This window comes from Pseudomonas paraeruginosa, assembly GCF_003025345.2.
Lineage (GTDB): Bacteria > Pseudomonadota > Gammaproteobacteria > Pseudomonadales > Pseudomonadaceae > Pseudomonas > Pseudomonas paraeruginosa.
This window is the reverse complement of the sequence record NZ_CP020560.1, coordinates 4,601,778-4,625,103: the sequence shown is the minus strand read 5'-3', so window position 1 is coordinate 4,625,103 and position 23,326 is coordinate 4,601,778. Positions and strand designations below refer to the sequence as shown.

Annotated in this window: 19 protein-coding genes, 1 tRNA gene and 2 rRNA genes; 15 read left to right on the top strand and 7 right to left on the bottom strand. The window is 67.1% G+C overall.

Annotated features, from left to right (window positions below):
• Positions 1-5: 5 nt before the first annotated feature.
• The 3 genes from B7D75_RS21945 (at position 6) to rrf (ending at position 3,455) form a co-directional block, all read left to right on the top strand.
• Positions 6-81: transfer RNA gene (locus B7D75_RS21945), tRNA-Ala, on the top strand.
• A gap of 224 nt (positions 82-305) precedes the next feature.
• Positions 306-3,196: ribosomal RNA gene (locus B7D75_RS21940) — 23S ribosomal RNA — on the top strand.
• Positions 3,197-3,339: 143 nt separating this feature from the next.
• A 5S ribosomal RNA gene (rrf, locus tag B7D75_RS21935) occupies positions 3,340-3,455 on the top strand.
• A 366-nt stretch (positions 3,456-3,821) separates the two neighbouring features.
• Here the strand turns inward: rrf and dnaE2 are convergent.
• Genes dnaE2 through imuA form a run of 3 tightly spaced genes read right to left on the bottom strand, consistent with a single transcriptional unit; the run spans position 3,822 to position 8,921 of the window.
• Positions 3,822-6,917 carry an error-prone DNA polymerase gene (dnaE2, locus tag B7D75_RS21930; protein ID WP_079385007.1) on the bottom strand — a complete coding sequence of 1,032 codons (3,096 nt, stop codon included), beginning with the start codon at positions 6,915-6,917 and terminating at the stop codon, positions 3,822-3,824.
• Positions 6,893-8,308 carry a Y-family DNA polymerase gene (locus tag B7D75_RS21925; protein WP_107114425.1) on the bottom strand — a complete coding sequence of 472 codons (1,416 nt, stop codon included), beginning with the start codon at positions 8,306-8,308 and terminating at the stop codon, positions 6,893-6,895. Before B7D75_RS21925 ends, dnaE2 begins: the two co-directional genes overlap by 25 nt.
• A gap of 7 nt (positions 8,309-8,315) precedes the next feature.
• A complete protein-coding gene (gene imuA / locus B7D75_RS21920) occupies positions 8,316-8,921 on the bottom strand; it encodes a translesion DNA synthesis-associated protein ImuA (protein WP_034082840.1) in 606 nt (201 codons plus the stop codon).
• Positions 8,922-9,175: 254 nt separating this feature from the next.
• On the opposite strand from imuA, the gene pigA reads away from it, so the two are divergent.
• Positions 9,176-9,772, top strand: coding sequence for a biliverdin-producing heme oxygenase PigA (gene pigA / locus B7D75_RS21915; protein WP_012077095.1), 597 nt, complete (start codon positions 9,176-9,178; stop codon positions 9,770-9,772).
• 150 nt (positions 9,773-9,922) lie between these two features.
• On the opposite strand, the gene B7D75_RS21910 is transcribed toward pigA, so the two are convergent.
• Positions 9,923-10,243, bottom strand: coding sequence for a hypothetical protein (locus tag B7D75_RS21910; RefSeq protein WP_003157195.1), 321 nt, complete (start codon positions 10,241-10,243; stop codon positions 9,923-9,925).
• A 165-nt stretch (positions 10,244-10,408) separates the two neighbouring features.
• On the opposite strand from B7D75_RS21910, the gene B7D75_RS21905 reads away from it, so the two are divergent.
• From B7D75_RS21905 to B7D75_RS21895, 3 genes are all read left to right on the top strand, one after another.
• Positions 10,409-11,125 carry an STN domain-containing protein gene (locus B7D75_RS21905; protein WP_043101311.1) on the top strand — a complete coding sequence of 239 codons (717 nt, stop codon included), beginning with the start codon at positions 10,409-10,411 and terminating at the stop codon, positions 11,123-11,125.
• Positions 11,122-11,667 (top strand): RNA polymerase sigma factor, encoded by a 546-nt coding sequence (locus tag B7D75_RS21900; RefSeq protein ID WP_003157194.1) that lies wholly within the window; start codon positions 11,122-11,124, stop codon positions 11,665-11,667. Before B7D75_RS21905 ends, B7D75_RS21900 begins: the two co-directional genes overlap by 4 nt.
• A gap of 71 nt (positions 11,668-11,738) precedes the next feature.
• Positions 11,739-12,707 carry a FecR family protein gene (locus B7D75_RS21895; RefSeq protein ID WP_033996837.1) on the top strand — a complete coding sequence of 323 codons (969 nt, stop codon included), beginning with the start codon at positions 11,739-11,741 and terminating at the stop codon, positions 12,705-12,707.
• A 9-nt stretch (positions 12,708-12,716) separates the two neighbouring features.
• On the opposite strand, the gene B7D75_RS21890 is transcribed toward B7D75_RS21895, so the two are convergent.
• Together B7D75_RS21890 and gspH are read right to left on the bottom strand one after the other, a co-directional pair.
• On the bottom strand, positions 12,717-13,358 hold the full coding sequence (locus tag B7D75_RS21890) for a PulJ/GspJ family protein (protein ID WP_033996838.1): 642 nt from the start codon (positions 13,356-13,358) through the stop codon (positions 12,717-12,719).
• Complete coding sequence (gene gspH / locus B7D75_RS21885) at positions 13,342-13,791, bottom strand: type II secretion system minor pseudopilin GspH (RefSeq protein WP_033996840.1); 450 nt, start codon at positions 13,789-13,791, stop codon at positions 13,342-13,344. The genes B7D75_RS21890 and gspH overlap by 17 nt, the downstream gene beginning before the upstream one ends.
• 147 nt (positions 13,792-13,938) lie before the next feature.
• Here gspH and B7D75_RS21880 point away from each other — a divergent pair, with 147 nt between their 5' ends.
• Positions 13,939-14,370 carry a type II secretion system protein N gene (locus tag B7D75_RS21880; RefSeq protein ID WP_034079094.1) on the top strand — a complete coding sequence of 144 codons (432 nt, stop codon included), beginning with the start codon at positions 13,939-13,941 and terminating at the stop codon, positions 14,368-14,370.
• Positions 14,371-14,372: 2 nt separating this feature from the next.
• Here the strand turns inward: B7D75_RS21880 and gspI are convergent, their stop codons facing one another.
• Complete coding sequence (gene gspI / locus B7D75_RS21875) at positions 14,373-14,747, bottom strand: type II secretion system minor pseudopilin GspI (protein WP_033996842.1); 375 nt, start codon at positions 14,745-14,747, stop codon at positions 14,373-14,375.
• A gap of 229 nt (positions 14,748-14,976) precedes the next feature.
• Here gspI and gspG point away from each other — a divergent pair, with 229 nt between their 5' ends.
• Genes gspG through gspF form a run of 7 tightly spaced genes read left to right on the top strand, consistent with a single transcriptional unit; the run spans position 14,977 to position 23,182 of the window.
• Entirely contained in the window at positions 14,977-15,426 is a 450-nt protein-coding gene (gspG, locus tag B7D75_RS21870) for a type II secretion system major pseudopilin GspG (protein WP_034079099.1), read from the top strand.
• A 7-nt stretch (positions 15,427-15,433) separates the two neighbouring features.
• Complete coding sequence (gene gspK, locus B7D75_RS21865; protein WP_034079101.1) at positions 15,434-16,399, top strand: type II secretion system minor pseudopilin GspK; 966 nt, start codon at positions 15,434-15,436, stop codon at positions 16,397-16,399.
• The gene (gspL, locus tag B7D75_RS21860; protein WP_161971269.1) at positions 16,396-17,595 is read left to right on the top strand and encodes a type II secretion system protein GspL; all 1,200 of its coding nucleotides are present in this window, start codon (positions 16,396-16,398) and stop codon (positions 17,593-17,595) included. Before gspK ends, gspL begins: the two co-directional genes overlap by 4 nt.
• On the top strand, positions 17,588-18,154 hold the full coding sequence (locus B7D75_RS21855) for a type II secretion system protein M (protein WP_107114423.1): 567 nt from the start codon (positions 17,588-17,590) through the stop codon (positions 18,152-18,154). The genes gspL and B7D75_RS21855 overlap by 8 nt, the downstream gene beginning before the upstream one ends.
• The gene (gene gspD / locus B7D75_RS21850; protein WP_107114422.1) at positions 18,151-20,562 is read left to right on the top strand and encodes a type II secretion system secretin GspD; all 2,412 of its coding nucleotides are present in this window, start codon (positions 18,151-18,153) and stop codon (positions 20,560-20,562) included. The genes B7D75_RS21855 and gspD overlap by 4 nt, the downstream gene beginning before the upstream one ends.
• Entirely contained in the window at positions 20,559-21,968 is a 1,410-nt protein-coding gene (gspE, locus tag B7D75_RS21845; RefSeq protein WP_053817696.1) for a type II secretion system ATPase GspE, read from the top strand. The genes gspD and gspE overlap by 4 nt, the downstream gene beginning before the upstream one ends.
• Positions 21,968-23,182, top strand: a complete 1,215-nt coding sequence (gene gspF, locus B7D75_RS21840) for a type II secretion system inner membrane protein GspF (protein ID WP_033996852.1) — start codon at positions 21,968-21,970, stop codon at positions 23,180-23,182. The genes gspE and gspF overlap by 1 nt, the downstream gene beginning before the upstream one ends.
• Positions 23,183-23,326 lie beyond the last annotated feature (144 nt).

Below are 23,326 nucleotides of genomic sequence, written 5' to 3'. Positions count from 1 at the left end.
GATACGGGGCCATAGCTCAGCTGGGAGAGCGCCTGCTTTGCACGCAGGAGGTCAGGAGTTCGATCCTCCTTGGCTCCACCATCTAACAATCGTCGAAAGCTCAGAAATGAATGTTCGTGGATGAACATTGATTTCTGGTCTTTGCACCAGAACTGTTCTTTAAAAATTCGGGTATGTGATAGAAGTAAGACTGAATGATCTCTTTCACTGGTGATCATTCAAGTCAAGGTAAAATTTGCGAGTTCAAGCGCGAATTTTCGGCGAATGTCGTCTTCACAGTATAACCAGATTGCTTGGGGTTATATGGTCAAGTGAAGAAGCGCATACGGTGGATGCCTTGGCAGTCAGAGGCGATGAAAGACGTGGTAGCCTGCGATAAGCTTCGGGGAGTCGGCAAACAGACTTTGATCCGGAGATCTCTGAATGGGGGAACCCACCTAGGATAACCTAGGTATCTTGTACTGAATCCATAGGTGCAAGAGGCGAACCAGGGGAACTGAAACATCTAAGTACCCTGAGGAAAAGAAATCAACCGAGATTCCCTTAGTAGTGGCGAGCGAACGGGGATTAGCCCTTAAGCTTCATTGATTTTAGCGGAACGCTCTGGAAAGTGCGGCCATAGTGGGTGATAGCCCCGTACGCGAAAGGATCTTTGAAGTGAAATCGAGTAGGACGGAGCACGAGAAACTTTGTCTGAACATGGGGGGACCATCCTCCAAGGCTAAATACTACTGACTGACCGATAGTGAACCAGTACCGTGAGGGAAAGGCGAAAAGAACCCCGGAGAGGGGAGTGAAATAGAACCTGAAACCGTATGCGTACAAGCAGTGGGAGCCTACTTGTTAGGTGACTGCGTACCTTTTGTATAATGGGTCAGCGACTTATATTCAGTGGCGAGCTTAACCGAATAGGGTAGGCGTAGCGAAAGCGAGTCTTAATAGGGCGTTTAGTCGCTGGGTATAGACCCGAAACCGGGCGATCTATCCATGAGCAGGTTGAAGGTTAGGTAACACTGACTGGAGGACCGAACCCACTCCCGTTGAAAAGGTAGGGGATGACTTGTGGATCGGAGTGAAAGGCTAATCAAGCTCGGAGATAGCTGGTTCTCCTCGAAAGCTATTTAGGTAGCGCCTCATGTATCACTCTGGGGGGTAGAGCACTGTTTCGGCTAGGGGGTCATCCCGACTTACCAAACCGATGCAAACTCCGAATACCCAGAAGTGCCGAGCATGGGAGACACACGGCGGGTGCTAACGTCCGTCGTGAAAAGGGAAACAACCCAGACCGCCAGCTAAGGTCCCAAAGTTGTGGTTAAGTGGTAAACGATGTGGGAAGGCTTAGACAGCTAGGAGGTTGGCTTAGAAGCAGCCATCCTTTAAAGAAAGCGTAATAGCTCACTAGTCGAGTCGGCCTGCGCGGAAGATGTAACGGGGCTCAAACCACACACCGAAGCTGCGGGTGTCACGTAAGTGACGCGGTAGAGGAGCGTTCTGTAAGCCTGTGAAGGTGAGTTGAGAAGCTTGCTGGAGGTATCAGAAGTGCGAATGCTGACATGAGTAACGACAATGGGTGTGAAAAACACCCACGCCGAAAGACCAAGGGTTCCTGCGCAACGTTAATCGACGCAGGGTTAGTCGGTTCCTAAGGCGAGGCTGAAAAGCGTAGTCGATGGGAAACAGGTTAATATTCCTGTACTTCTGGTTACTGCGATGGAGGGACGGAGAAGGCTAGGCCAGCTTGGCGTTGGTTGTCCAAGTTTAAGGTGGTAGGCTGAAATCTTAGGTAAATCCGGGGTTTCAAGGCCGAGAGCTGATGACGAGTCGTCTTTTAGATGACGAAGTGGTTGATGCCATGCTTCCAAGAAAAGCTTCTAAGCTTCAGGTAACCAGGAACCGTACCCCAAACCGACACAGGTGGTCGGGTAGAGAATACCAAGGCGCTTGAGAGAACTCGGGTGAAGGAACTAGGCAAAATGGCACCGTAACTTCGGGAGAAGGTGCGCCGGCTAGGGTGAAGGATTTACTCCGTAAGCTCTGGCTGGTCGAAGATACCAGGCCGCTGCGACTGTTTATTAAAAACACAGCACTCTGCAAACACGAAAGTGGACGTATAGGGTGTGACGCCTGCCCGGTGCCGGAAGGTTAATTGATGGGGTTAGCGCAAGCGAAGCTCTTGATCGAAGCCCCGGTAAACGGCGGCCGTAACTATAACGGTCCTAAGGTAGCGAAATTCCTTGTCGGGTAAGTTCCGACCTGCACGAATGGCGTAACGATGGCGGCGCTGTCTCCACCCGAGACTCAGTGAAATTGAAATCGCTGTGAAGATGCAGTGTATCCGCGGCTAGACGGAAAGACCCCGTGAACCTTTACTGTAGCTTTGCACTGGACTTTGAGCCTGCTTGTGTAGGATAGGTGGGAGGCTTTGAAGCGTGGACGCCAGTTCGCGTGGAGCCATCCTTGAAATACCACCCTGGCATGCTTGAGGTTCTAACTCTGGTCCGTGATCCGGATCGAGGACAGTGTATGGTGGGCAGTTTGACTGGGGCGGTCTCCTCCTAAAGAGTAACGGAGGAGTACGAAGGTGCGCTCAGACCGGTCGGAAATCGGTCGCAGAGTATAAAGGCAAAAGCGCGCTTGACTGCGAGACAGACACGTCGAGCAGGTACGAAAGTAGGTCTTAGTGATCCGGTGGTTCTGTATGGAAGGGCCATCGCTCAACGGATAAAAGGTACTCCGGGGATAACAGGCTGATACCGCCCAAGAGTTCATATCGACGGCGGTGTTTGGCACCTCGATGTCGGCTCATCACATCCTGGGGCTGAAGCCGGTCCCAAGGGTATGGCTGTTCGCCATTTAAAGTGGTACGCGAGCTGGGTTTAGAACGTCGTGAGACAGTTCGGTCCCTATCTGCCGTGGACGTTTGAGATTTGAGAGGGGCTGCTCCTAGTACGAGAGGACCGGAGTGGACGAACCTCTGGTGTTCCGGTTGTCACGCCAGTGGCATTGCCGGGTAGCTATGTTCGGAAAAGATAACCGCTGAAAGCATCTAAGCGGGAAACTTGCCTCAAGATGAGATCTCACTGGGAACTTGATTCCCCTGAAGGGCCGTCGAAGACTACGACGTTGATAGGCTGGGTGTGTAAGCGTTGTGAGGCGTTGAGCTAACCAGTACTAATTGCCCGTGAGGCTTGACCATATAACACCCAAACAATCTGACGATTGTGTGTTGTAAGGTGAAGTCGACGAACCGAAAGTTCGCATGAACCGCAAACACCTTGAAATCACATACCTGAATCCGGATAGACGTAAGCACAAGCAAACGGATATCCAACCGAATTGCTTGACGATCATAGAGCGTTGGAACCACCTGATCCCTTCCCGAACTCAGAAGTGAAACGACGCATCGCCGATGGTAGTGTGGGGTCTCCCCATGTGAGAGTAGGTCATCGTCAAGCTCCTATCCCAAAACCCCTGGCCAGCAATGGCCGGGGGTTTTGCTTTGGCGCTGGAAATATCCCGACTCGACGACGTTCGCGAGTTGTCTCCGAAGCCCGAGTCTGCGCTGCAGCCTTTATCGGCGGGCTGCCGCGCTCTGGGAGGGTGCCCTTTCCCTTCCACCTGTCTCAGCGCCGCGGTCGACGGGCCTGAAACACTGGCTAGAGCGCTAGCTCGCGGCCTCGAAAAGAAACGGATGGGTTCTACTGAAGGGAATCGCTTGCTTTACTGTATGAATAAACAGTATCGTGAGCGCTCCCCCCTTCGTGGCCATCCCTGTTGGCCATCCCAGGCAGCTCGCTCATCGAGCTGCCTTTTTCTTTGTCTCAGTGAAAGTCCCGGCTGCGTACGTCCAGTCCGGTGAGCAGGGGCGTCAGGTCCTGCAAACGGCCGGCGATGACATGCCGTACGCCGCTGGATGACTCGAGCGTGCCTTCCACCTGGAGCAGGCGGGATTCGAGGAAGGGGCGCCGCTGCCGCTCGGCGAGGTCGTGCCAGACCACCACATTGACCATGCCGAACTCGTCTTCCAGGGTGATGAAGGTTACGCCGCTCGCCGTCTGCGGCCGCTGCCGGCCGACCACCAGACCGGCGATCCGCACCGGGCGTCCATGTTCCATGCCCACCAGTTCGCGGGAGGCACGACAGCGGCGCGCCTTGAGCTGGACGCGCAGCAGCTTCAGAGGATGCGGGCCGAGAGTGGTGCCGAGCAGGGCGTAGTCGCTCAGCAGCTCTTCGCCCCGGCTGGGCAGTGGAAGGCTGATCGCCGGTTCTTCGATCCGAGGGCCTTCGGCGAACAGCGGCAACTGTGGCTCGACGCCAGCGATCGCCCAGCGCGCCTTGTGCCGATGCCCGGCGAGCCCTCGCAAGGCGCCGGCATCGGCCAGTAACTCGAGGGCCCGGGTATCGAGTCCGGCACGTCGGCCGAGGTCATGCACGTCCGTGAATGACTGCGCCTGCCTGGCCTGTTCGATGCGCCTGGCGTCCTCCTCGCGAAAGCCGCGGATCATCCGCAGGCCGAGGCGAATGGCCGGTTGCTCCTGGCCGATGGGCTCCAGGCTGCAATCCCAGCGACTGTGGCGGACATCCACCGGACGTGTCTGGATGGCGTGCCGCCGTGCGTCCTGGAGCAACTGGTCGGGGCTGTAGAAACCCATCGGCCAGCTGTTGATCAGGGCGCAGGTGAAGGCCGCCGGCTCGTGACGTTTCAGCCAACTGCTGGCGTAGGTGAGCAGGGCGAAGCTGGCGGCGTGGGACTCGGGGAAGCCATAGCTGCCGAAGCCCTTGATCTGTTCGAAGATACGCGCGGCGAAGTCGGCTTCGTAGCCGTTGGCGAGCATGCCGCGGGTCAGTCGTTCGCGATGGTGCTCCAGGCCGCCGTGGCGCTTCCAGGCGGCCATGGAACGACGCAGTTCGTCCGCCTCGCCCGGCGAATAGTCGGCGGCGACGATCGCCAGTTCCATGACCTGTTCCTGGAACAGCGGCACGCCCAGGGTGCGTTCGAAGACCTTCTCCAGTTCGACGGAGGGATAGGCCACCGGCTCTTCTCCGTTTCGCCGCCGCAGGTAGGGATGCACCATGTCGCCCTGGATCGGCCCCGGGCGGACGATGGCGACCTGGATCACCAGGTCATAGAACTTTTCCGGGCGCAGGCGTGGCAGCATGGCCATCTGCGCGCGCGATTCGATCTGGAACACACCGATGGTATCGGCGCGGCTGATCATCGCATAGGTCGCCGGGTCTTCGCTGGGGATGCTGGCGAGGCTCAGGCGTTCGCCGCCGCGCAGTTCGTGCAGCAGGTCGAAGCTGCGGCGCAGGGCGCTGAGCATGCCCAGGGCGAGCACGTCGACCTTGAGCAGGCCGACCGCGTCGAGGTCGTCCTTGTCCCACTGGATCACGGTGCGCTCGGCCATGCTGGCGTTCTCCACCGGCACCAGGGTGTCCAGGGGCTGCTCGGAGATGACGAAGCCGCCAGGGTGCTGCGAGAGGTGGCGCGGGAAGCCGACCAGTTCGCCGGTCAGGGCCAGCACCCGACGCAGGACCGCGCTCTGCGGATCGAAGCCGGCCTCCATCAGGCGTTCGGCGCTGGGCGCCCGGTCGCTCCAGCGCCCGCAGCAATTGGCCAGGGCATCGACCTGGTCGGGTGGCAAGCCCAGTGCCTTGGCCACGTCGCGCACCGCGCCGGCCCCATGGTAGGTGCTGACCACCGCGGTCAGCGCCGCGCGTTGGCGACCGTAGCGGTTGAAGACGTACTGGATGACTTCCTCGCGGCGTTCATGCTCGAAGTCCACGTCGATGTCCGGTGGTTCGTTGCGCTCGCGGGAAAGAAAGCGCTCGAACAGCAGGTTGATCCGCTCCGGATCGAGCTCGGTGATGCCGAGGGCGAAACACACCGCCGAATTGGCCGCCGAGCCGCGTCCCTGGCAAAGGATTTTCTGGCGCCGGGCGAAGCCGACGATGTCCTGCACCGTGAGGAAATAGCTTTCATAACCCAGTTCGGAAATCAGTTTCAGTTCTTTCTCGATCTGCTCGCGGACCTTGGCGCTCGCGCCGTCCGGCCAGCGCCTGCGGATGCCTTCCTCGGTGAGTCGCCGTAGCCAGGAGGCCGGGTCATGTCCGGCCGGCACCAGTTCCCGGGGGTACTGGTACTTCAACTGTTCCAGGTCGAACCGGCAACGTTCGGCGATGCGCAGGGTTTCCGCCAGCAGGGCCTCCGGATAGATGCCCTGCAGGGCCGCCAGCGGGCGCAGGTGGCGCTCGCCGTTGGCGAACAGATGGGCGCCCGCCTCGCTCACCGGCAGATGGTTGCGGATCGCCGTCATGCAGTCCTGCAGGGCGCGCCTGCCACGGCAGTGCATATGCACGTCGCCACAGGCCACTGCCGGCAACTGCGCGCGGGCAGCGAGCGCCAGCAGGCCGCGCAGGCGAGCGTCGTCATCGGCGCCGCGATGCAGCTCGACGCCCAGCCACAGGCGTTGCGGGAAGCATTCGCCGAGCCAGGCGGCATCGTCGTCATCGCCCGGCTCGGCCAGCCAGATCGCCAACACTCCGTCCAGCGCAGGTTGCAGGTCTTCGCGCAGCAGCCGATAACTGCCCTTGTCGGCCCGCCGCCGGCCACGGGTGATGAGCCGGCAGAGCTGCTGGTAGCCCACCAGGTCCTCCACCAGCAGGACCAGTTTCGGTCCCTGTTCGAGGCGGATCTCGCTGCCGACGAGCAATTTCACCCGGTACTCCCGCGCCGCCTGCCAGGCCCGCACGATGCCGGCCAGGCTGCATTCGTCGGTGATCGCCAGGGCCCGGTAGCCCAGGCGGGCAGCGCGGGCGAAGAGCTCCGCAGCGCTGGAGGCGCCACGCTGGAAGCTGAAATTGGACAGGCAGTGCAGCTCGGCGTAGGCGCTCATGCGAACCAGCCATGCAGCCACAGCGGCCCTTCGCTGCCGACCTCGCGGTAGACCCAGGCGCGTTGGCCGGAACGGGTTTCCACCAGGTAGTAGTCGCGACGGATGTCTTCGCCGTCCCACCAGCCCGACTCGATGCGCTCGGGGCCGGCCAGCACGGTCGGCAGCGCCTCGCCGAGGGGCCGGGGCTCCATCAGCAGCCAACCGGGGCGGAGGCCGGCGGGAGCCAGCGGCACGGACCTGTCGCAGGTCTCCAGCCGCCAGCTGCGCTCCGGACGATGTTCGGCGACAGCGCTCAGGCCGTGTACTGCCTCGTCGCCCAGACGTGCCCGCAGGCGTTCCCGCAACTGGTCCCAGGCGAGGAACTGCTGCGGACGCTCGTCGAACAGTTCCCTGTGCCGCGGGGTGAAGGGGGGCAGTTCGTCGGCCAGCAGGCGCACGGCATGCACTGGCGCGGGCAATTGCAGTTGTTCGAGGCGGCCGCGGGTCAGTTCGAACAGCATGGCCGCCTCGCGCTCGGCGCCGAGCAGGCCGATCGTGACCAGGCTGTCGGCGCGTCCGTGATGCTCCAGGCGCAGGCTGAAGCGCTGCACGCCGCTGTCGCGTCCGGCGAGAAAGGCCGCGAGGTCGGCGGTCAGCCGGCGCAGGGGGAAGAGCAGGGCCTGGTGGGATTCCACGTCGAAGTTGAGCTCGATGCGCAGATCGAATACGTCCGGCGGCCGGTAGTGCTCCAGGGCCAGGGGGATGCGTCCGCCGATGCGATCGATCTGCAGCAGCAGTTCGGCAGGGAAGCGGCGGGCCAGGGCCGCGCGCGGCAGGTCGAGGACCTGTCGCAGGTGGCGCAGCCCCATGCGCCCGAGGGCGGTCGTCAGGTCCCGGGACAGTCCCAGCCGGTCGAGCGGGAGGCTGGCCAGGTGGCGACGCAGCGCGTCGTCGTCCTCGATGGCCAGCCCGTCCTGGCTGTCCACCAGCACCCTGGCCGCCGCCGGGTTCGGCGCCAGGCACAGGCGGTGGCTGAAACCCAGGGCCGTCAGCTCCCTGCGCAGGCGCGCCTCGAAGCGCGGCCAGGGACCGAACAGGGCAAGGCTCGACTGTACCTCCAGCAGCAGCGCGCGTGGATAGTGCAGGCTGACCTGCGAACTGAAGCCATAGGCCCAGGCGGCGAGAAAGGCCTGCCAGCGTTCGATGGCGACGAGGTCGTACTCTGCCGTGGCGAAGACCCGGCTCAGGGCCTGGGCGGCGATCAGCGACTGCCCGGGCTTCAGGCCGAGGGCGCGCGCCGCCGGGTTGACCGCCCGCAGCAGGCGGCGTTGCGGCGGTCCCCCGAGCAGCGCCAGCGGCGCCCCGGGATCCGACCGTTGGCGCAAGGCGCTGTCCATGGCCAGCTGCGGCAGGAGAATGCAAGCCCAGAGCATGGCCGCCTCATTGCCAGGCGCTGGCCGGCAGGGAGGTCGCCGGCGCGAGGCCGCCCCGGCACTTGAGGATGCGCAGGCGCGCGGGGTGGCTCTCCAGGCACAGGCGCAGCGCCGCGGGCGAGGGATTGACCGCTTCGCGCAGGGGGCGATAGGCGAACCCCAGCGCCTGGCCGCTTTCGGCGGCTACCTGGAGTCGACGCAGGGCGCGGTCATCGGCCTGCTGCGGCCAGCACAGCACGGCGGCGCAACTGCCCGAACGCAGGCATTGCTCGGCGGCCCACAGGGCGTCACGGCCGCTGGCCTGGACCAGGACCAGGTGGCGCAGATCGACCGCGGCGGCGAGCCAGGCCTGCGGATAGGGCAGGTACGGCGCGCCGACCAGCACTACGCGGCGTTGTGCCCGGGTCAGGCGGACCAGGGTAGGTAGCAGCAATTGCAGCTCGCCGACGCCGTCGCGGGCGTGGAGGATTTCGCTCAGGGCATGCTCCGGCCAGCCGCCGCCCGGTAGCAGCGCGTCCAGGCGCGCATGCCCGGTGGGCTGGGAGCTGCTGGCCGGGAGAGCGGATTGGCCTTTCCAGACCCGACGGGCATCGAGCAGGGTATTCAGGTCTATGCCTGCTCCTTGTCCCGGGAGAGTGTCGAGAGGGGAACGCTGGGCTACGGATGACAGGGAGGCCAAGGAAAATGACTCGTTTACTGTATGTAAATACAGTATTTGCTGTAGTCCTTTTCTGGTCAATGGCTGTCGGTCGGCATCCTTTTCTATGCCATTGAGACTCAATAACGAATATAATTGAGAATCGTTATTCATATTTGGGCACGCCTCGGCGGTCCAATGCGTTCCGTCTCTCGAAAGGAATTTCCCTAATGGATACCCTGGCCCCCGAATCCACTCGGCAAAACCTGCGTTCGCAACGCCTCAACCTGCTGACCAACGAGCCGCACCAGCGCCTGGAGAGCCTGGTGAAGAGCAAGGAACCCTTCGCCAGCCGAGACAACTTCGCCCGCTTCGTCGCTGCCCAGTATCTCTTCCAGCATGACCTGGAGCCGCTTTATCGCAACGAGGCGCTGGCCCGCCTGTTCCCCGACCTGGCTTCCCGCGCCCGCGACGATGCCGCCCGTGCCGACCTGGCCGACCTCGGCCACGCCGTGCCGGAAGGCGACCAGAGCGTGCGCGAGGCCGACCTGAGCCTGGCCGAGGCGCTGGGCTGGCTGTTCGTTTCCGAGGGCTCGAAGCTGGGCGCGGCGTTCCTGTTCAAGAAGGCCGCCGCCCTCGAGCTCGACGAGAACTTCGGCGCCCGCCACCTGGCCGAACCGGAAGGCGGTCGCGCCCAGGGCTGGAAGAGCTTCGTGGCGATCCTCGACGGCATCGAACTGAACGACGAGGAAGAGCGCCTGGCCGCGAAGGGCGCCAGCGATGCCTTCAATCGTTTCGGCGACCTGCTGGAGCGTACCTTCGCCTGAGTGGCGTTCCTTCTCCTTTGGTCGGCGGCCAACCCTGCCGACGACGAGTGCCCCGGCCTGGTCCGGGGCTTTTTTTGTCTTGCCGCCGGCCAGGAACAGCGTGTCCGACCGGCAGGGCGAATGAAGGCCGGCGTCGGCAGATGGGAGCCCTTAACGAGGTGGCCGCTGCGCTTCCACCGAGTTGCCGAACGAGGTACCCAGGCGAATGCGTGTCGCCGACTGGTTGTACAGGCCGAGCTGGTTTGGCGGACGCCGGACGATGGCGGCGGAATCCAGCTCCTGTTCGCGGCGGGCCCTGGCCGCGCTCTCCGGGTCGGCCATCTGCTGGCTCAGGCATTCATAGGACAGCGCCTGGTAACCATTGACCTCGGTGCTGATGCAGTTCGCCGGTGGCGTCGGCTCGTCGGCCTGGGCGGTGGACATGGCCAGGCCCAGGAACAGGCCCGGCAGGATCCGCGATGAACGGTGCATGACGATTCTCCCGCGCTGGGATGGTGGTTTCCCGCTTATACGGCAATCGGCGAAAACATGTCACCGCGCGCGCCGTCACACCACAGTCACACAGTGCCATCAGGATGTCCCTCCTGGGTGATGGCCATCTGGCCTGCACCGGGTAGTTCGGACTGGAATCCGTCGATGTCGATCCTCGGGGTGGCAAGGTCGTGTGCAGTGTCGTTGCTCGGCCTCGGCATGGTGTTGCCGGCGCCCGGCGCCGTGCCGGGTGAAAGTGGCAGGCCGACGTTGCGCCTGGCGGTGCATGAATTCGATATTCCCCCGCAGGGCCTGGCAGCGGCGCTGGTGACCTACAGCGGAGTGACGGGAATGGCGGTTCTGGTGGATGGCGAACTGGCCCGCGGGCGGCGTTCGGCACGATTGCAGGGCCGCTTCACCGCCAGTGACGCCCTGGCCCGGCTGCTCGACGGCACCGGTCTGATGGCGCGCTATACCAGCCAGGAGGCGTTCACCCTGCTGCCGGCGCAAGCCGCCAGGAGCGTCGTTGCGTCGCCGATCTCCTCGTCGCGGGCCGCGCAGCCCCTGGATCGCGGCTACGCCGGAGCGCTCCAGGCGGCCCTGGAGGAACAGCTGTGTCGTTCGCCGCACACCCGTCCCGGCACCTACCGGGCGGTGTTGCAGCTCTGGATCGGACGCCATGGCGAGGTACGCCACAGCCGCCTGCTCGGCTCGACCGGCGATGCCCGGCGCGACGGCGCCCTGGTCGAGAGCCTGCGCGGAGTGAGGGTGATGCGCGCGACGCCGGCCACGCTGGCCCAGCCGCTGACCATCCTGTTGCTGCCGAAGGCGACGGACAGGGCCATGGAGTGCACGTTGAGGGAGGGAGTGGGAGGGTCATGAGCGAATCGCCGCAAAGCGCGATGGTCAAGCTGTTCCTTGCCTCCTACGACGACTTCAAGGCGCGCCTGAAGCGGCGCCTGGGTTCCGAGGACCTGGCCAGCGATGTCCTGCACGAGACCTATCTGCGGGTCGACCGGATGGATCACGCCCTGGAAGTCAGGAAGCCCCAGGCCTACCTGTTCCGCATCGCCCTGAACATCGCCGCCGACCGCCGCGAGGGCGACGCCCGGCTGCTCACCGGGGAGGAGGTGGCGGAGCTGTTGCAGGTACCCGACGAAGGCCTCGACCCGGAACGCATCGTCGGTGGCCACGCCGACATCCGCCGCCTGGTGGAGGCGCTCTGCGAGCTGCCCGCGCGGCGCCGGCAGATCCTCATCGCCTCGCGCCTGGAGGAAACGCCGCACCTGGAGATTTCCCGTCGCTTCGGCATTTCCACCCGCACCGTGGAGAAGGAACTCAAGGCCGCGCTGTGGTACTGCGCGGAGCGTCTGGAAAGAAAAGTCATCCAGAGGTTCGGTCCCGGGGCCGGAAAACCGTCATAAGAACAAGCAGGCCGAAACCGTCGCGGCCGCCTCCAATCCATGAGCCATTCCGGTGTCCGTAAAGCACAGCCATGACAGCCTCCGACTCCGCCGCCGATGAAACCGGCGATCTTCGCCGCGAGGCGCAGGCCTGGGTGATCAGCCTGACCTCCGGACGCGTCACCCAGGGCGACGCGCGGGCCTTCCGCCAGTGGTGCGCGCGCAGTCCGGAACACCTGCGGGCGTTCGTCGAGGCGCGTGATCTCTGGCAGACCCTCGGCAGTGCCGCCGCGCTCCCGCTGGAGCCACGGGCCGTGGCGCGGGTAGCCACGCGGACGCCGCGGCGTTTCGGGCGCCGCTGGTTCGTCGGCGGGGCGCTGGCCGCCTCGGTGGCGCTGTTCGCCCTGCGTCCGTCGCTGCTCGGACAGGGGCTGGGCGGCGCCGACTACGTGACAGCGGTCGGCGAGCAGCGCCAGGTGCAGGTGAGCGGCGGGACGCGGATCGAGATGAACACCCGGACCCGCCTGAACGTGCGGCGCAACCGCGAGCAACAGGAAACCATCGAGTTGCTCAGCGGCGAAGCCGAGATCATCGCCAGCCATCCACCGCAGAGCGGACTGCGGGTACTGGCCGGGAGCGCCTGGCTGAGCGCCAGCCGGGCCCGCTTCAATGTGCGCAGCAACGACGATGTCTGCGTGGTGACCTGCCTGGAGGGCCGCGTCGTGCTCGATCACCTGGGCCAGCGGCTGGACCTCGAGGCCGGCCAGCAACTGACCTTCGACGAGCGCCGCAACGGTCCGCCGGTGCCTTTCGATGCCGCCGAGGTGATGGCCTGGCGCGAGCGCATGCTGGTGTTCAACGACGTACCGCTGGCCACCCTGATCGACGAGATCAACCGCTACCGTCCCGGGATGCTCCTGTTGCTCGACAAGGCCCTTGGCCGGCGCCGGGTCCAGGCCCGCTTCAGCCTCGACCAGCTGGCCGACGTGGCGACCCTGATCCGCGACGCCTACGGCATCGAAGTCACCCGCTTGCCGGGCGGGGTGGTGCTGCTCGGCTGAATCGTCGGCTCACGGCAAAGCCACCACCCGCCGGTAACGCTCCACGCCATTGCCGGTGACCCGCGCCAGGCTGATCTCCAGCCCGCTGGCGCGCACCTTGCCGCGCGCCGGCAGGCGCGTCCAGCCCTTGCCCGGCACCCAGGCGCGGATCTCGAAGCGGGTCACGTCCTCCAGCACCGCCACCCGCTCCGCCAGCGCCGGCAGCGGCAAGCGATCGCCGCTGGGCGAGGCGGCGCGGTAGAGGATCTTGCCCTGGCGCCACCAGCGCACTCGTTGCAGCGGCGCGCCGGGTTCGGCGCTGGCGCGGACGATGTCCAGGCGCAGCGGGATTTCGCCGAGCCGCTTGAGTTCGAGACCAGGCGGCAGCCGGTCGCGCGGCTGCGCAGGCTCCTCGCCATCGATGGGGGAGGGTTCTTCCCGGCTGGGGGCGTGCAGGGCGATGTCGCGTTCCAGCTGGTTCAGCGCGCGGAGCAGCGCGGCGCTCTGCTCGGTAGTCGCCTCCAGGTGCGCGCTGGCCCGGGTGATGCTGTCCAGGCCGCGCCAGGCCATCAGGCTGACGATGGCCATGAGCATGATCGCGACCATCACCTCGATGAGCGTGAAGCCGCCTTGCCGGCGCGCTGCCGAGGCGCGCTCAGCGCACCCGCACATGGCCGTTCGCCTCGCGCCGCACGGTGACGCTGTGCTGTCCATCGGAAAGGGTGATGAGCAACGGCGCGCCGATCCATTCGGCATCCAGCAGTACCGGTCGCGACGGGCGCACGCTGACCTGCAGCGGCGCGGCCTGCCAGTGGCGCGCGCGCAACTGGGCGTCGGCGGCGAAGGCGTCGGCCTTGCCGCGATACGCCTGCGGACTGAAGCGGTAGCCCTTTGCGTTGGCCTGCCAGAGGATCGGCGTGCCGCGCAACCGCGCCTCGCCCTGGGCGATCTCCAGCAATTGCGCCAGGCGCGCGGCGTCCTGGCGCAACAACCGGGTCGGATCGGGACGAGTGCTCAGGCTGATGGCCGCCGTGGCGATGCCGACGATCACCAGCACCACCATCAGTTCGATCAGGGTGAAGCCGCCTTGCCGGGAACCCGCCACCACATGCCTCTTCGCAGGGATAGAAGGCTCCAGGCTGCCCGACGAAGATGATCGGCGTGTGAAACATAACGGAGAGAATTCGGCGCTAGGCTGGTTCCGAGGCGCCGTTCGCGGTGCCCGCCGTTCATTCTCCAGGAGTGTCCCGCCATGCCGGCCATACCCCGTATCGACCCGCCCCGCCTGGTCCAGCTCGCCGCCGTTCTGGCGCTTCTCGCCGGCCTGCTGTTCTGGGGCTACCTGCTGCTGGCGCCGATTCCCGGCGTGGTCCAGGCCGAAGTCGGCGCCGCTCCGCCAGTGTCCAGCGAGGAGCCCGCGCAGCGCTGGTTCGCGGCACCTTCCAGCGAGATCGAGGTGTCCCTGGCCGGGCTGATCGGTGGGGGGCCGGCGGCGATCGCCATCCTTTCGGTGAATGGCGCGCCACTCCAGGCCTACCGCGAGGGCGAGGCGCTGGGGCGTGCGGCGAAGGTACGGCGGATCGAGGCCGACGCGGTGCTCATCGAGCAGAACGGCGAGGTTCGCCGGGTGGTCATGCCGCGGCTCGCCGAGCCGCCGCCACTGGCCACCCTCAAGCGCGGCTGACATCAGGGCACGCGGCTCAGCAGGGTATTCAGGCGTGCCAGCGGGACGGCCTGTTCGCGCTGCGCGCGCACGCGGATCTCCACCCACAGCAGGGCCGGGTCGGCGGTGGCCTGGACGCGCTGCTCGCAGTACAGCCGCAGGCGCCCCTGGGAGCATTCGAAAGCGCTCTCGCCGGGACGCACGGCCCCATCCAGGCGCAGTTCGGCGAGACGGCTTTGCGCCGTCAGCAGGGCCAGCGACTTGTCGCGCAGCAGGCCGTTGCCATCGGTCATCAGGCCCACCGCGCGGATCGCTGCGGCCAGGGCGATGGCGACGATGGCCAGGGCCACCAGCACCTCGATCAGGGTGAAACCGCGGGAAGAAGAGGGCATGGGCATCGCGGGTCGGCGAAAGGAGGGCTTCCAGGCTAGCCGGGGAATCTGACCGATACCTGACAAAAGCTCGGGAGGGCTCCCCCGGCGGGCCTTCCAAGACCTGCCGGAGAGCCCTGTTCCAGGGCCTTCCGCGCCCCTGCGGGAGAGGTGCGCACCCGAGGATTTTCAATATCGTTGACATATCTTCCTGAAACAATCCGCGGCGAATCGAACCATGCCGAGGAGTGTCGAGATGGATGTCGTGCAGTTCAGCTCCAGCCCGAAAGGACGTCGGGGACAACGGGGCTTCACCCTGATCGAGATCATGGTGGTGGTGGTGATCCTCGGCATCCTCGCCGCGATGGTGGTACCCAAGGTGCTCGACCGGCCCGACCAGGCCCGCGCCACCGCGGCGCGCCAGGACATTTCCGGACTGATGCAGGCGCTCAAGCTCTACCGCCTCGACCAGGGGCGCTATCCGAGCCAGGCGCAGGGCCTCAAGGTGCTGGCGGAACGTCCCGCCGATGTTTCGGCGAGCAACTGGCGCTCGTACCTGGAGCGCCTGCCCAACGATCCCTGGGGCAAGCCCTACCAGTACCTGAACCCGGGCGTGAACGGCGAGATCGATGTCTTCTCCCTCGGCGCCGACGGCCAGCCGGGCGGCGAGGGCATCAACGCCGACATCGGCTCCTGGCAGCTCTGAGCGCGCCATGAACGGCCGTCACCAGCGCGGCATGGCGATCATCAGCGCGCTGCTGATCGTCACCGTGGTCGCGGTCATCGCCGCCGGCCTGATCGCCCGCCAGGGTGCGTATATCCGCGGTCTGGAGAGCGAGCAACTGCGCATCCGCGCCAGCTGGATGCTGCGCGGCGGCCTGGAGTGGAGTCGCCAGCTGCTGCTCGAGGACAGCCGCCGCGACCCGCTGACCCGCCTCGACCAGCGTTGGGCGCGACCGATGCGCGATCTGCGCCTGAGCGACGCCGAGTTGCTGTTCAACGGCCGGATGGAAGATGAACAGGGCAAGTTCAACCTGCGCAACCTGTTGGTCGACCAGCGTCCCGATGCGCAGGAACAGGCCAATTTCGAACGCCTCGCCGGGCTGCTCGGCGTGCGCCCGGAGGACGCGCGGCTGATCGTCGAGCGAGTGCTCGCCTCCTATGCGCGGCTACCCGCCGAGGCGCCATTGGCCGATACGCGCCCCCCGGGTTTCGACAGCGCTCGCGAAACCTCGCCGGGCGCCGCGCGGCGAGCGCTTGCGGCACGCCGACCGCCGCTCCGGCGGTTCGACGATCTGGCGCGGCTGGGGATTCCGGCGGCGACCCTGGAGCGGTTGCGGCCCTACGTCACCATCCTGCCCGAAAGCACCTGGGTCAACGGCAACACCGCGCGTGCCGAAGTGCTCGCCGCCTGCGTTCCCGGGCTCGGCCTGGAGCAGGCGCGGCGGGTGGTCGGCGAGCGCGACCAGGGCCGCTGGTTCCTAAACCGCGGCGACTTCGTCAACCGCCTGAACATGCCGCAGTTGCAGGCGCAGTCGGTGAAGGTCGGGATCACCAGCGACTGGTTCCTGCTCGATGCCTACGCCCAGCGCGAGCAGCAACAGGTGCGTCTGCAGGCCCTGCTGCAGCGGCAGGCCGGCGAGCGCACCACGGTGAACTGGCTGAGGGTGGGCCCGTGAAGGCCGCCTGGCGTTGCCTGCTGCCGCCGCTGGCCGAGTTCGCCGAGGCGGCGTCGCTGGATTGCCTGCGCCTGGATGCGCGAGGAGTGCTCCTGGAGCGTTGCCAACTGTCTCTCGGGGAGCTGGCGCAGCGGCGCCAGGGCCTGCCCGTGGAACTCTACCTGCATCCGCGCGATTGCCGCCTGGCTGCTCTCGAGCTGCCGGCGCTGCCCGCGGCGAAGCTCGCCGCCGCGGTGAACTGCGCGGCCGAGGCGCTGGTCCTCGGCGATCCGGCGCAACTGCGCCTGGCCCATGGGCCGCGCGGCGCCGACGGGGGCCTGACCCTGGGCTGGCTGGAGGCGTCGGCCCTGGCTCCGCTGGAGCAGGCCCTGCAGCGCCTGCGGCTCGATGTGCGACAGGTGCAGGCCGCGCCGTTCCTGCTGCCGTTGCGCGAAGACGGCTGGGTGGCCGGCGAGTGGGATGGCCATCTCCTGCTGCGCCGCTCGCTGACCGATGCCGCGGTCCATCCGTTGCCGGAACAAGGGCTGGGCGAGTTGCCGGAGGATTTGCGCCTGTACTGGCTGGGCGAACGGCCAACGTGGAGCTGCGCCACCCTGGCGCGGACCGAGGCGCTGGACGAGGCGTTGCGCTGGAGCGGGCCCGCCTGCCCCTGGGGACTCGCGCTGAAACAGCCGATGGCGGGTGCCGGTCGTGGCACCTGGAAGCTCCCCCTGACCTGCGCCGTCCTCGCCCTGCTGGTGTGGGTCGCCGGCCTGAACCTGTATGCCGGGCAACTGGCGGGGCAGGGTCAGGCCCTGCAGCGGCAGGGTATCCAGCGCGTACAGCAGGCGTTTCCCGAACTGCCGGTGGTGCTCGATCCGCTGCGCCAGGCTCGCGAGCGCCGCGACGCCTACCTGGCCGGCAAGGCCGATGGCGATGCCGCGCCGGGACTGGCCGCGCTGCTGCATGGCACCGGCGAGGCGATGCCGTTCCTCGCCGGGCGCCTGCAGCGCCTGGACTACCGCGACGGCGAACTGGACCTGGCCCTGTTGCCGGGGCCCGCCATCACCGATGCCGCCACCTGGCAGGGAGAGTTGGGCAAGCATGGCCTGCAGGCCGACGTCTCCGACGGGGGCTGGCAGGTGCGTGCCGCGGAAACGCCGCTGGCGCCGGGCGCGGCGGATGGTGGCGATACCGGGGTGGCCGGCGATGAATAGGCGCCTGGCGGGCTTCCTGACGGCTCCGGCGCAGCGCTGGAATCCCCTGCTGCGGCGGGCGCGGGCCTACTGGCGGCAACTGGCTCCGCGCGAACGCAGGACCGTCGCCGGCGGTGGCCTGGCGCTGGGCCTGGCGCTGACCTGGCAACTCTTCGTCGAGCCGCCGCTGGCGCGCATCGAGCACTGGCAGGCCGAGCTGCCCCGCCTGCGTTCGCAGGCGGCGGCGGTGGACGCTGTGCTGGGCGAAGTCGAGGCGCTGCGCGGCCCGCTCCTGGATGGTACGGCGGATGCCCAGGCGATCGGCCGCAGCCTGCGCGACCAGGGCCTGGATGGTTTCCAGTTGGAGGCGATGGGCCCCGGCCAGTGGCAACTGGACTTCGCCAGCGCTTCCGGCGAGGCCTTGCTGCGCTGGCTGGCGCGCAGCCCGACAGCATTGCGACTGAGCGTCGACCAGGCACGGGTGACGCGCCTCGAAGCGCCCGCCGAGGAGCAAGCCGGCGGGCTGGTGTCCGCCTCGATCCATTTGCAGTCGACTTCCGCTCCCAAGGATTCCCCATGAGGCAAACAGCTTTACATCCTGCCCGGCGTCGTTGGCCTGTACTGGGCGTGGCGCTGGGCGCGCTGCTGGTCGCGGCGTGCAGCGAGACGCCGAAGCTTCCCGGCGTGCCGCCGGCCGACGAGGAAATCGGCCGGCCGCTGAGCAGTGTCCGCTCCGGCGCGCCGTTGCGCAGCGCCGATGTCGCTCGGCGACCCCAGGCCGAGCAGGCCCGCCGCGCGCTGGGCGCCGGGCGCGGCGGGCCGCGTTCCAGCGGCGGCGCTCCGGCCCCGGCGGCTCCGGCCGAACTCGGCGAGCAGCCGGTCAGCCTGAATTTCGTCGATACCGAGGTGGAAGCGGTGGTGCGCGCGCTATCGCGCGCCACCGGCCGGCAGTTCCTGGTCGACCCGCGGGTGAAAGGCAAGCTGACCCTGGTCTCCGAAGGTCAGGTGCCGGCGCGCACCGCCTACCGGATGCTCACCAGCGCCCTGCGCATGCAGGGCTTCAGCGTGGTCGACGTCGACGGCGTCAGCCAGGTGGTGCCGGAGGCCGACGCCAAGCTGCTCGGCGGGCCGGTCTACGGCGCCGACCGGCCGGCGGCCAACGGGATGGTCACGCGGACCTTCCGCCTGCGCTACGAGAACGCGGTGAACCTGATCCCGGTGCTGCGCCCGATCGTCGCGCAGAACAATCCGATCAACGCCTATCCGGGCAACAACACCGTGGTGGTCACCGACTACGCGGAAAACCTCGACCGGGTCGCCGGGATCATCGCCAGCATCGACACCCCCAGCGCCAGCGACACCGATGTGGTGCCGATCCAGAACGGCATCGCGGTGGACATCGCCAGCACCGTCTCCGAACTGCTCGACAACCAGGGCAGCGGTGGCGCCGAGCAGGGCCAGAAGACCGTGGTGCTCGCCGATCCACGCTCCAACAGCATCGTGATCCGCTCGCCGAGCCCGGAGCGCACGCAGCTGGCGCGCGAGCTGATCGGCAAGCTCGACAGCGTGCAGAGCAACCCCGGCAACCTCCACGTGGTGTACCTGCGCAACGCCCAGGCGACCCGCCTGGCCCAGGCCCTGCGCGGGCTGATCACCGGCGACAGCGGCGGCGAGGGCAACGAGGGCGACCAGCAGCGCGCGCGCCTGAGCGGCGGCGGCATGCTCGGTGGCGGCAACAGCGGTACTGGTAGCCAGGGCCTGGGAACCAGCGGTAATACCACGGGCAGCGGTTCCAGCGGGTTGGGCGGCAGCAACCGCAGCGGCGGCGCCTATGGCGCGATGGGCAGCGGCCAGGGCGGCGGCGGACCCGGTGCGATGGGCGAGGAGAACTCGGCGTTCTCCGCCGGCGGGGTCACCGTGCAGGCCGACGCCACCACCAATACCCTGCTGATCTCCGCGCCTGAGCCGCTGTACCGCAACCTCCGCGAAGTCATCGACCTGCTCGACCAGCGCCGCGCCCAGGTGGTGATCGAAAGCCTGATCGTCGAGGTCAGCGAGGACGATTCCAGCGAGTTCGGCATCCAGTGGCAGGCCGGCAACCTCGGCGGCAATGGCGTGATCGGCGGGGTCAACTTCGGCCAGTCGGCGCTGAACACGGCCGCCAAGAACAGCATCGACGTGCTGCCCAAGGGCCTCAACATCGGCCTGGTGGATGGCACCGTGGACATCCCCGGGATCGGCAAGATCCTCGACCTCAAGGTGCTCGCCCGGGCGCTGAAGAGCCGCGGCGGCACCAACGTGCTGTCGACCCCGAACCTGCTGACCCTGGACAACGAGTCGGCGAGCATCATGGTCGGCCAGACCATACCCTTCGTCAGCGGCCAGTACGTCACCGACGGCGGCGGTACCAGCAACAACCCGTTCCAGACCATCCAGCGCGAGGACGTCGGCCTGAAGCTGAACATCCGTCCGCAGATTTCCGAAGGTGGCACGGTGAAGCTCGACGTCTACCAGGAAGTCAGCAGCGTCGACGAGCGCGCCAGTACCGCCGCCGGGGTGGTCACCAACAAGCGCGCGATCGACACCAGCATCCTTCTCGACGACGGCCAGATCATGGTCCTCGGCGGCCTCCTGCAGGACAACGTGCAGGACAACACCGACGGTGTCCCGGGTCTCTCCAGTCTGCCCGGCGTCGGCTCGCTGTTCCGCTACCAGAAGCGCTCGCGGACCAAGACCAACCTGATGGTGTTCCTGCGTCCCTATATCGTCCGCGACGCCGCCGCCGGGCGCAGCATCACCCTCAACCGCTACGACTTCATCCGCCGCGCCCAGCAACGCATACAGCCGCGCCATGACTGGAGCGTCGGCGACATGCAGGCGCCGGTACTGCCGCCGGCGGAGCAGGGCATCCCGCAGGCCGCCTACGACCTGCGCCCGACCCCGCGGCCGTTGCGTGCGGTGCCGCTGGACGAGGCGGCGCCGCTGTGAGCCTGCTGCCCTACGCCTGGGCCAAGGCGCAGCGCGCCCTGCTGCGGCCGGGTGCCGACGGCGCGACCCTGCTGGTCAGTCCGCGCACGCCCGGCTGGGCGATCAGCGAGGTGCGCCAGCGGCATGCCGTGGCCAGTCTCGAGAGCGTCCGCGACGACGAACTCGACACCCTGCTGGCCAGCGCCTATTCCGACACCGGTAGCGCCGCGGCGGTGGTCGGCGCGGCGGAGAGCGAGGTCGACCTCGACCGCCTGCTGGACGACATCCCCGAGGTCACCGACCTGCTCGACACCCAGGACGGCGCGCCGGTGATCCGCATGATCAACGCGCTGCTGACCCAGGCCGCGCGCGACGAGGCCAGCGACATCCACATCGAGCCCTTCGAGACCCATTCGGTGGTGCGCTACCGCGTCGACGGCGCCCTGCGCGACGTGGTCGCGCCGCGCAAGGCGCTGCACGCGGCGCTGGTATCGCGGATCAAGATCATGGCGCAGCTGGACATCGCCGAGAAACGCCTGCCCCAGGACGGCCGCATCGCCCTGCGGGTGGCCGGGCGACCGATCGACATCCGCGTCTCCACCGTACCCACCGGGCATGGCGAGCGGGTGGTGATGCGTCTGCTGGACAAGCAGGCCGGGCGCCTGAAGCTGGAGACCCTGGGCATGGCCCCGGGGGTGCTGGCGCCGCTGGACCAGCTGATCCGCCAGCCGCACGGCATCGTGCTGGTCACCGGGCCCACCGGCAGCGGCAAGACCACCACCCTCTACGCCGCCCTGGCGCGGCTCGACGCCAGCACCAGCAACATCCTCACCGTCGAGGATCCGGTGGAGTACGACCTGCCCGGGATCAGCCAGATCCAGGTCAACGCGCGCATCGACATGACCTTCGCCGTGGCCCTGCGGGCGATCCTCCGGCAGGACCCGGACATCATCATGATCGGCGAGATCCGCGACCTGGAGACCGCGCAGATCGCCGTGCAGGCCTCGCTCACCGGGCACCTGGTGCTGGCCACGCTGCACACCAACGACGCGGTGTCGGCGGTGACCCGGCTGGTGGACATGGGCGTCGAGCCATTCCTGCTCGCCTCGTCGATGCTCGGCGTGCTCGCCCAGCGCCTGGTGCGGCGCCTGTGCACGCACTGCCGGTTCGAAGAGGACGGCGGTTGGCGCGCGGTCGGCTGCCCGGCCTGCAACCACACCGGCTACAGCGGGCGCACCGGCATCCACGAGCTGTTCGTGATCGACGACGAGATCCGCCGCCTGGTCCACCAGGGCCGCGCCGAGCAGGATCTCCGCGAAGCCGCCCGCGCCGCCGGCATGCGCAGCATGCGCGAGGACGGCGAGCGCTGGATCGCCAGCGGCGCCACCACCCTGGAGGAAATCCTCCGCGTGACCCGGGACGCCTGATGCAGACCTTCCGCTACGAAGCCGCCGACGCCCAGGGGCGGATCGAGACCGGGACCCTGGAGGCGGACAGCCCGCGCGGCGCCCTCGGCCAGCTGCGCGCCCGCGGCCTGACTCCGCTGGAGGTCCGCGAGCAGGCCGGCGCCGGCGGCGGACAGGGTGGCGTCGCTCTGTTCGCACCGCGCCTGTCCGACGGCGACCTGGCCTGGGCCACCCGCCAGCTGGCCAGCCTGCTGGCCGCCAGCCTGCCGCTGGAAGCGGCGCTGAGCGCGACCCTCGACCAGGCCGAGCGCAAGCATATTGCACAGACCCTCGGCGCCGTGCGCAGCGACGTGCGCGGTGGCATGCGCCTGGCCGACGCCCTCGCCGCGCGGCCGCGCGACTTTCCGGAAATCTACCGGGCGCTGGTGGCGGCGGGCGAGGAGTCCGGCGACCTGGCCCAGGTAATGGAGCGCCTGGCCGACTACATCGAGGAACGCAACGCCTTGCGCGGCAAGATCCTCACCGCGTTCATCTATCCGGCGGTGGTCGGCGTGGTTTCCATCGGTATCGTCATCTTCCTCCTCGGCTACGTGGTGCCGCAGGTGGTCAGCGCCTTTTCCCAGGCGCGCCAGGACCTGCCGGCGCTGACCCGGGTGATGCTCCAGGCCAGCGACTTCGTGCGCGCCTGGGGCTGGCTCTGCGCGGGAGCCCTCGGCGGTGGTTTCTGGGGCTGGCGCCTGTACCTGCGCAACCCGCAGGCGCGGCTCGACTGGCATCGCCGGGTGCTGCGCCTGCCCCTGGTCGGCCGCTTCGTGCTCGGGGTGAATACCGCGCGCTTCGCCTCCACCCTGGCGATCCTCGGCAGCGCCGGCGTGCCGCTGCTGCGCGCGCTCGACGCGGCGCGCCAGACCCTGGCCAACGACTGCCTGGCGCGAGCGGTGGAGGAGGCCACCGCGCAGGTCCGCGAGGGCGTCTCGCTGGCCTCGGCGCTGCGCGCGCGGCAGGTATTCCCGCCGATCCTCACCCACCTGATCGCCAGCGGCGAGAAGACCGGTGCGCTGCCACCGATGCTCGACCGCGCGGCGCAGACCCTGTCGCGCGACATCGAGCGCCGCGCCATGGGCATGACCGCGCTGCTCGAACCGCTGATGATCGTGGTCATGGGCGGCGTGGTGCTGATGATCGTGATGGCGGTGCTGATGCCGATCATCGAGATGAACCAACTGGTCCAGTAGCCGGTGCCTGGACGATCCACTGCCGTGTCGGGCGGATAACGCCGCTGGCGTTGCCCGGCCAGCGGGAGGGCCGAGGGCAGGCAGGCCTTCCTCTGGCTGTCATCAACCCGTATGGCCCCGTGCCAGGGCTCGGGTGCATGTTTC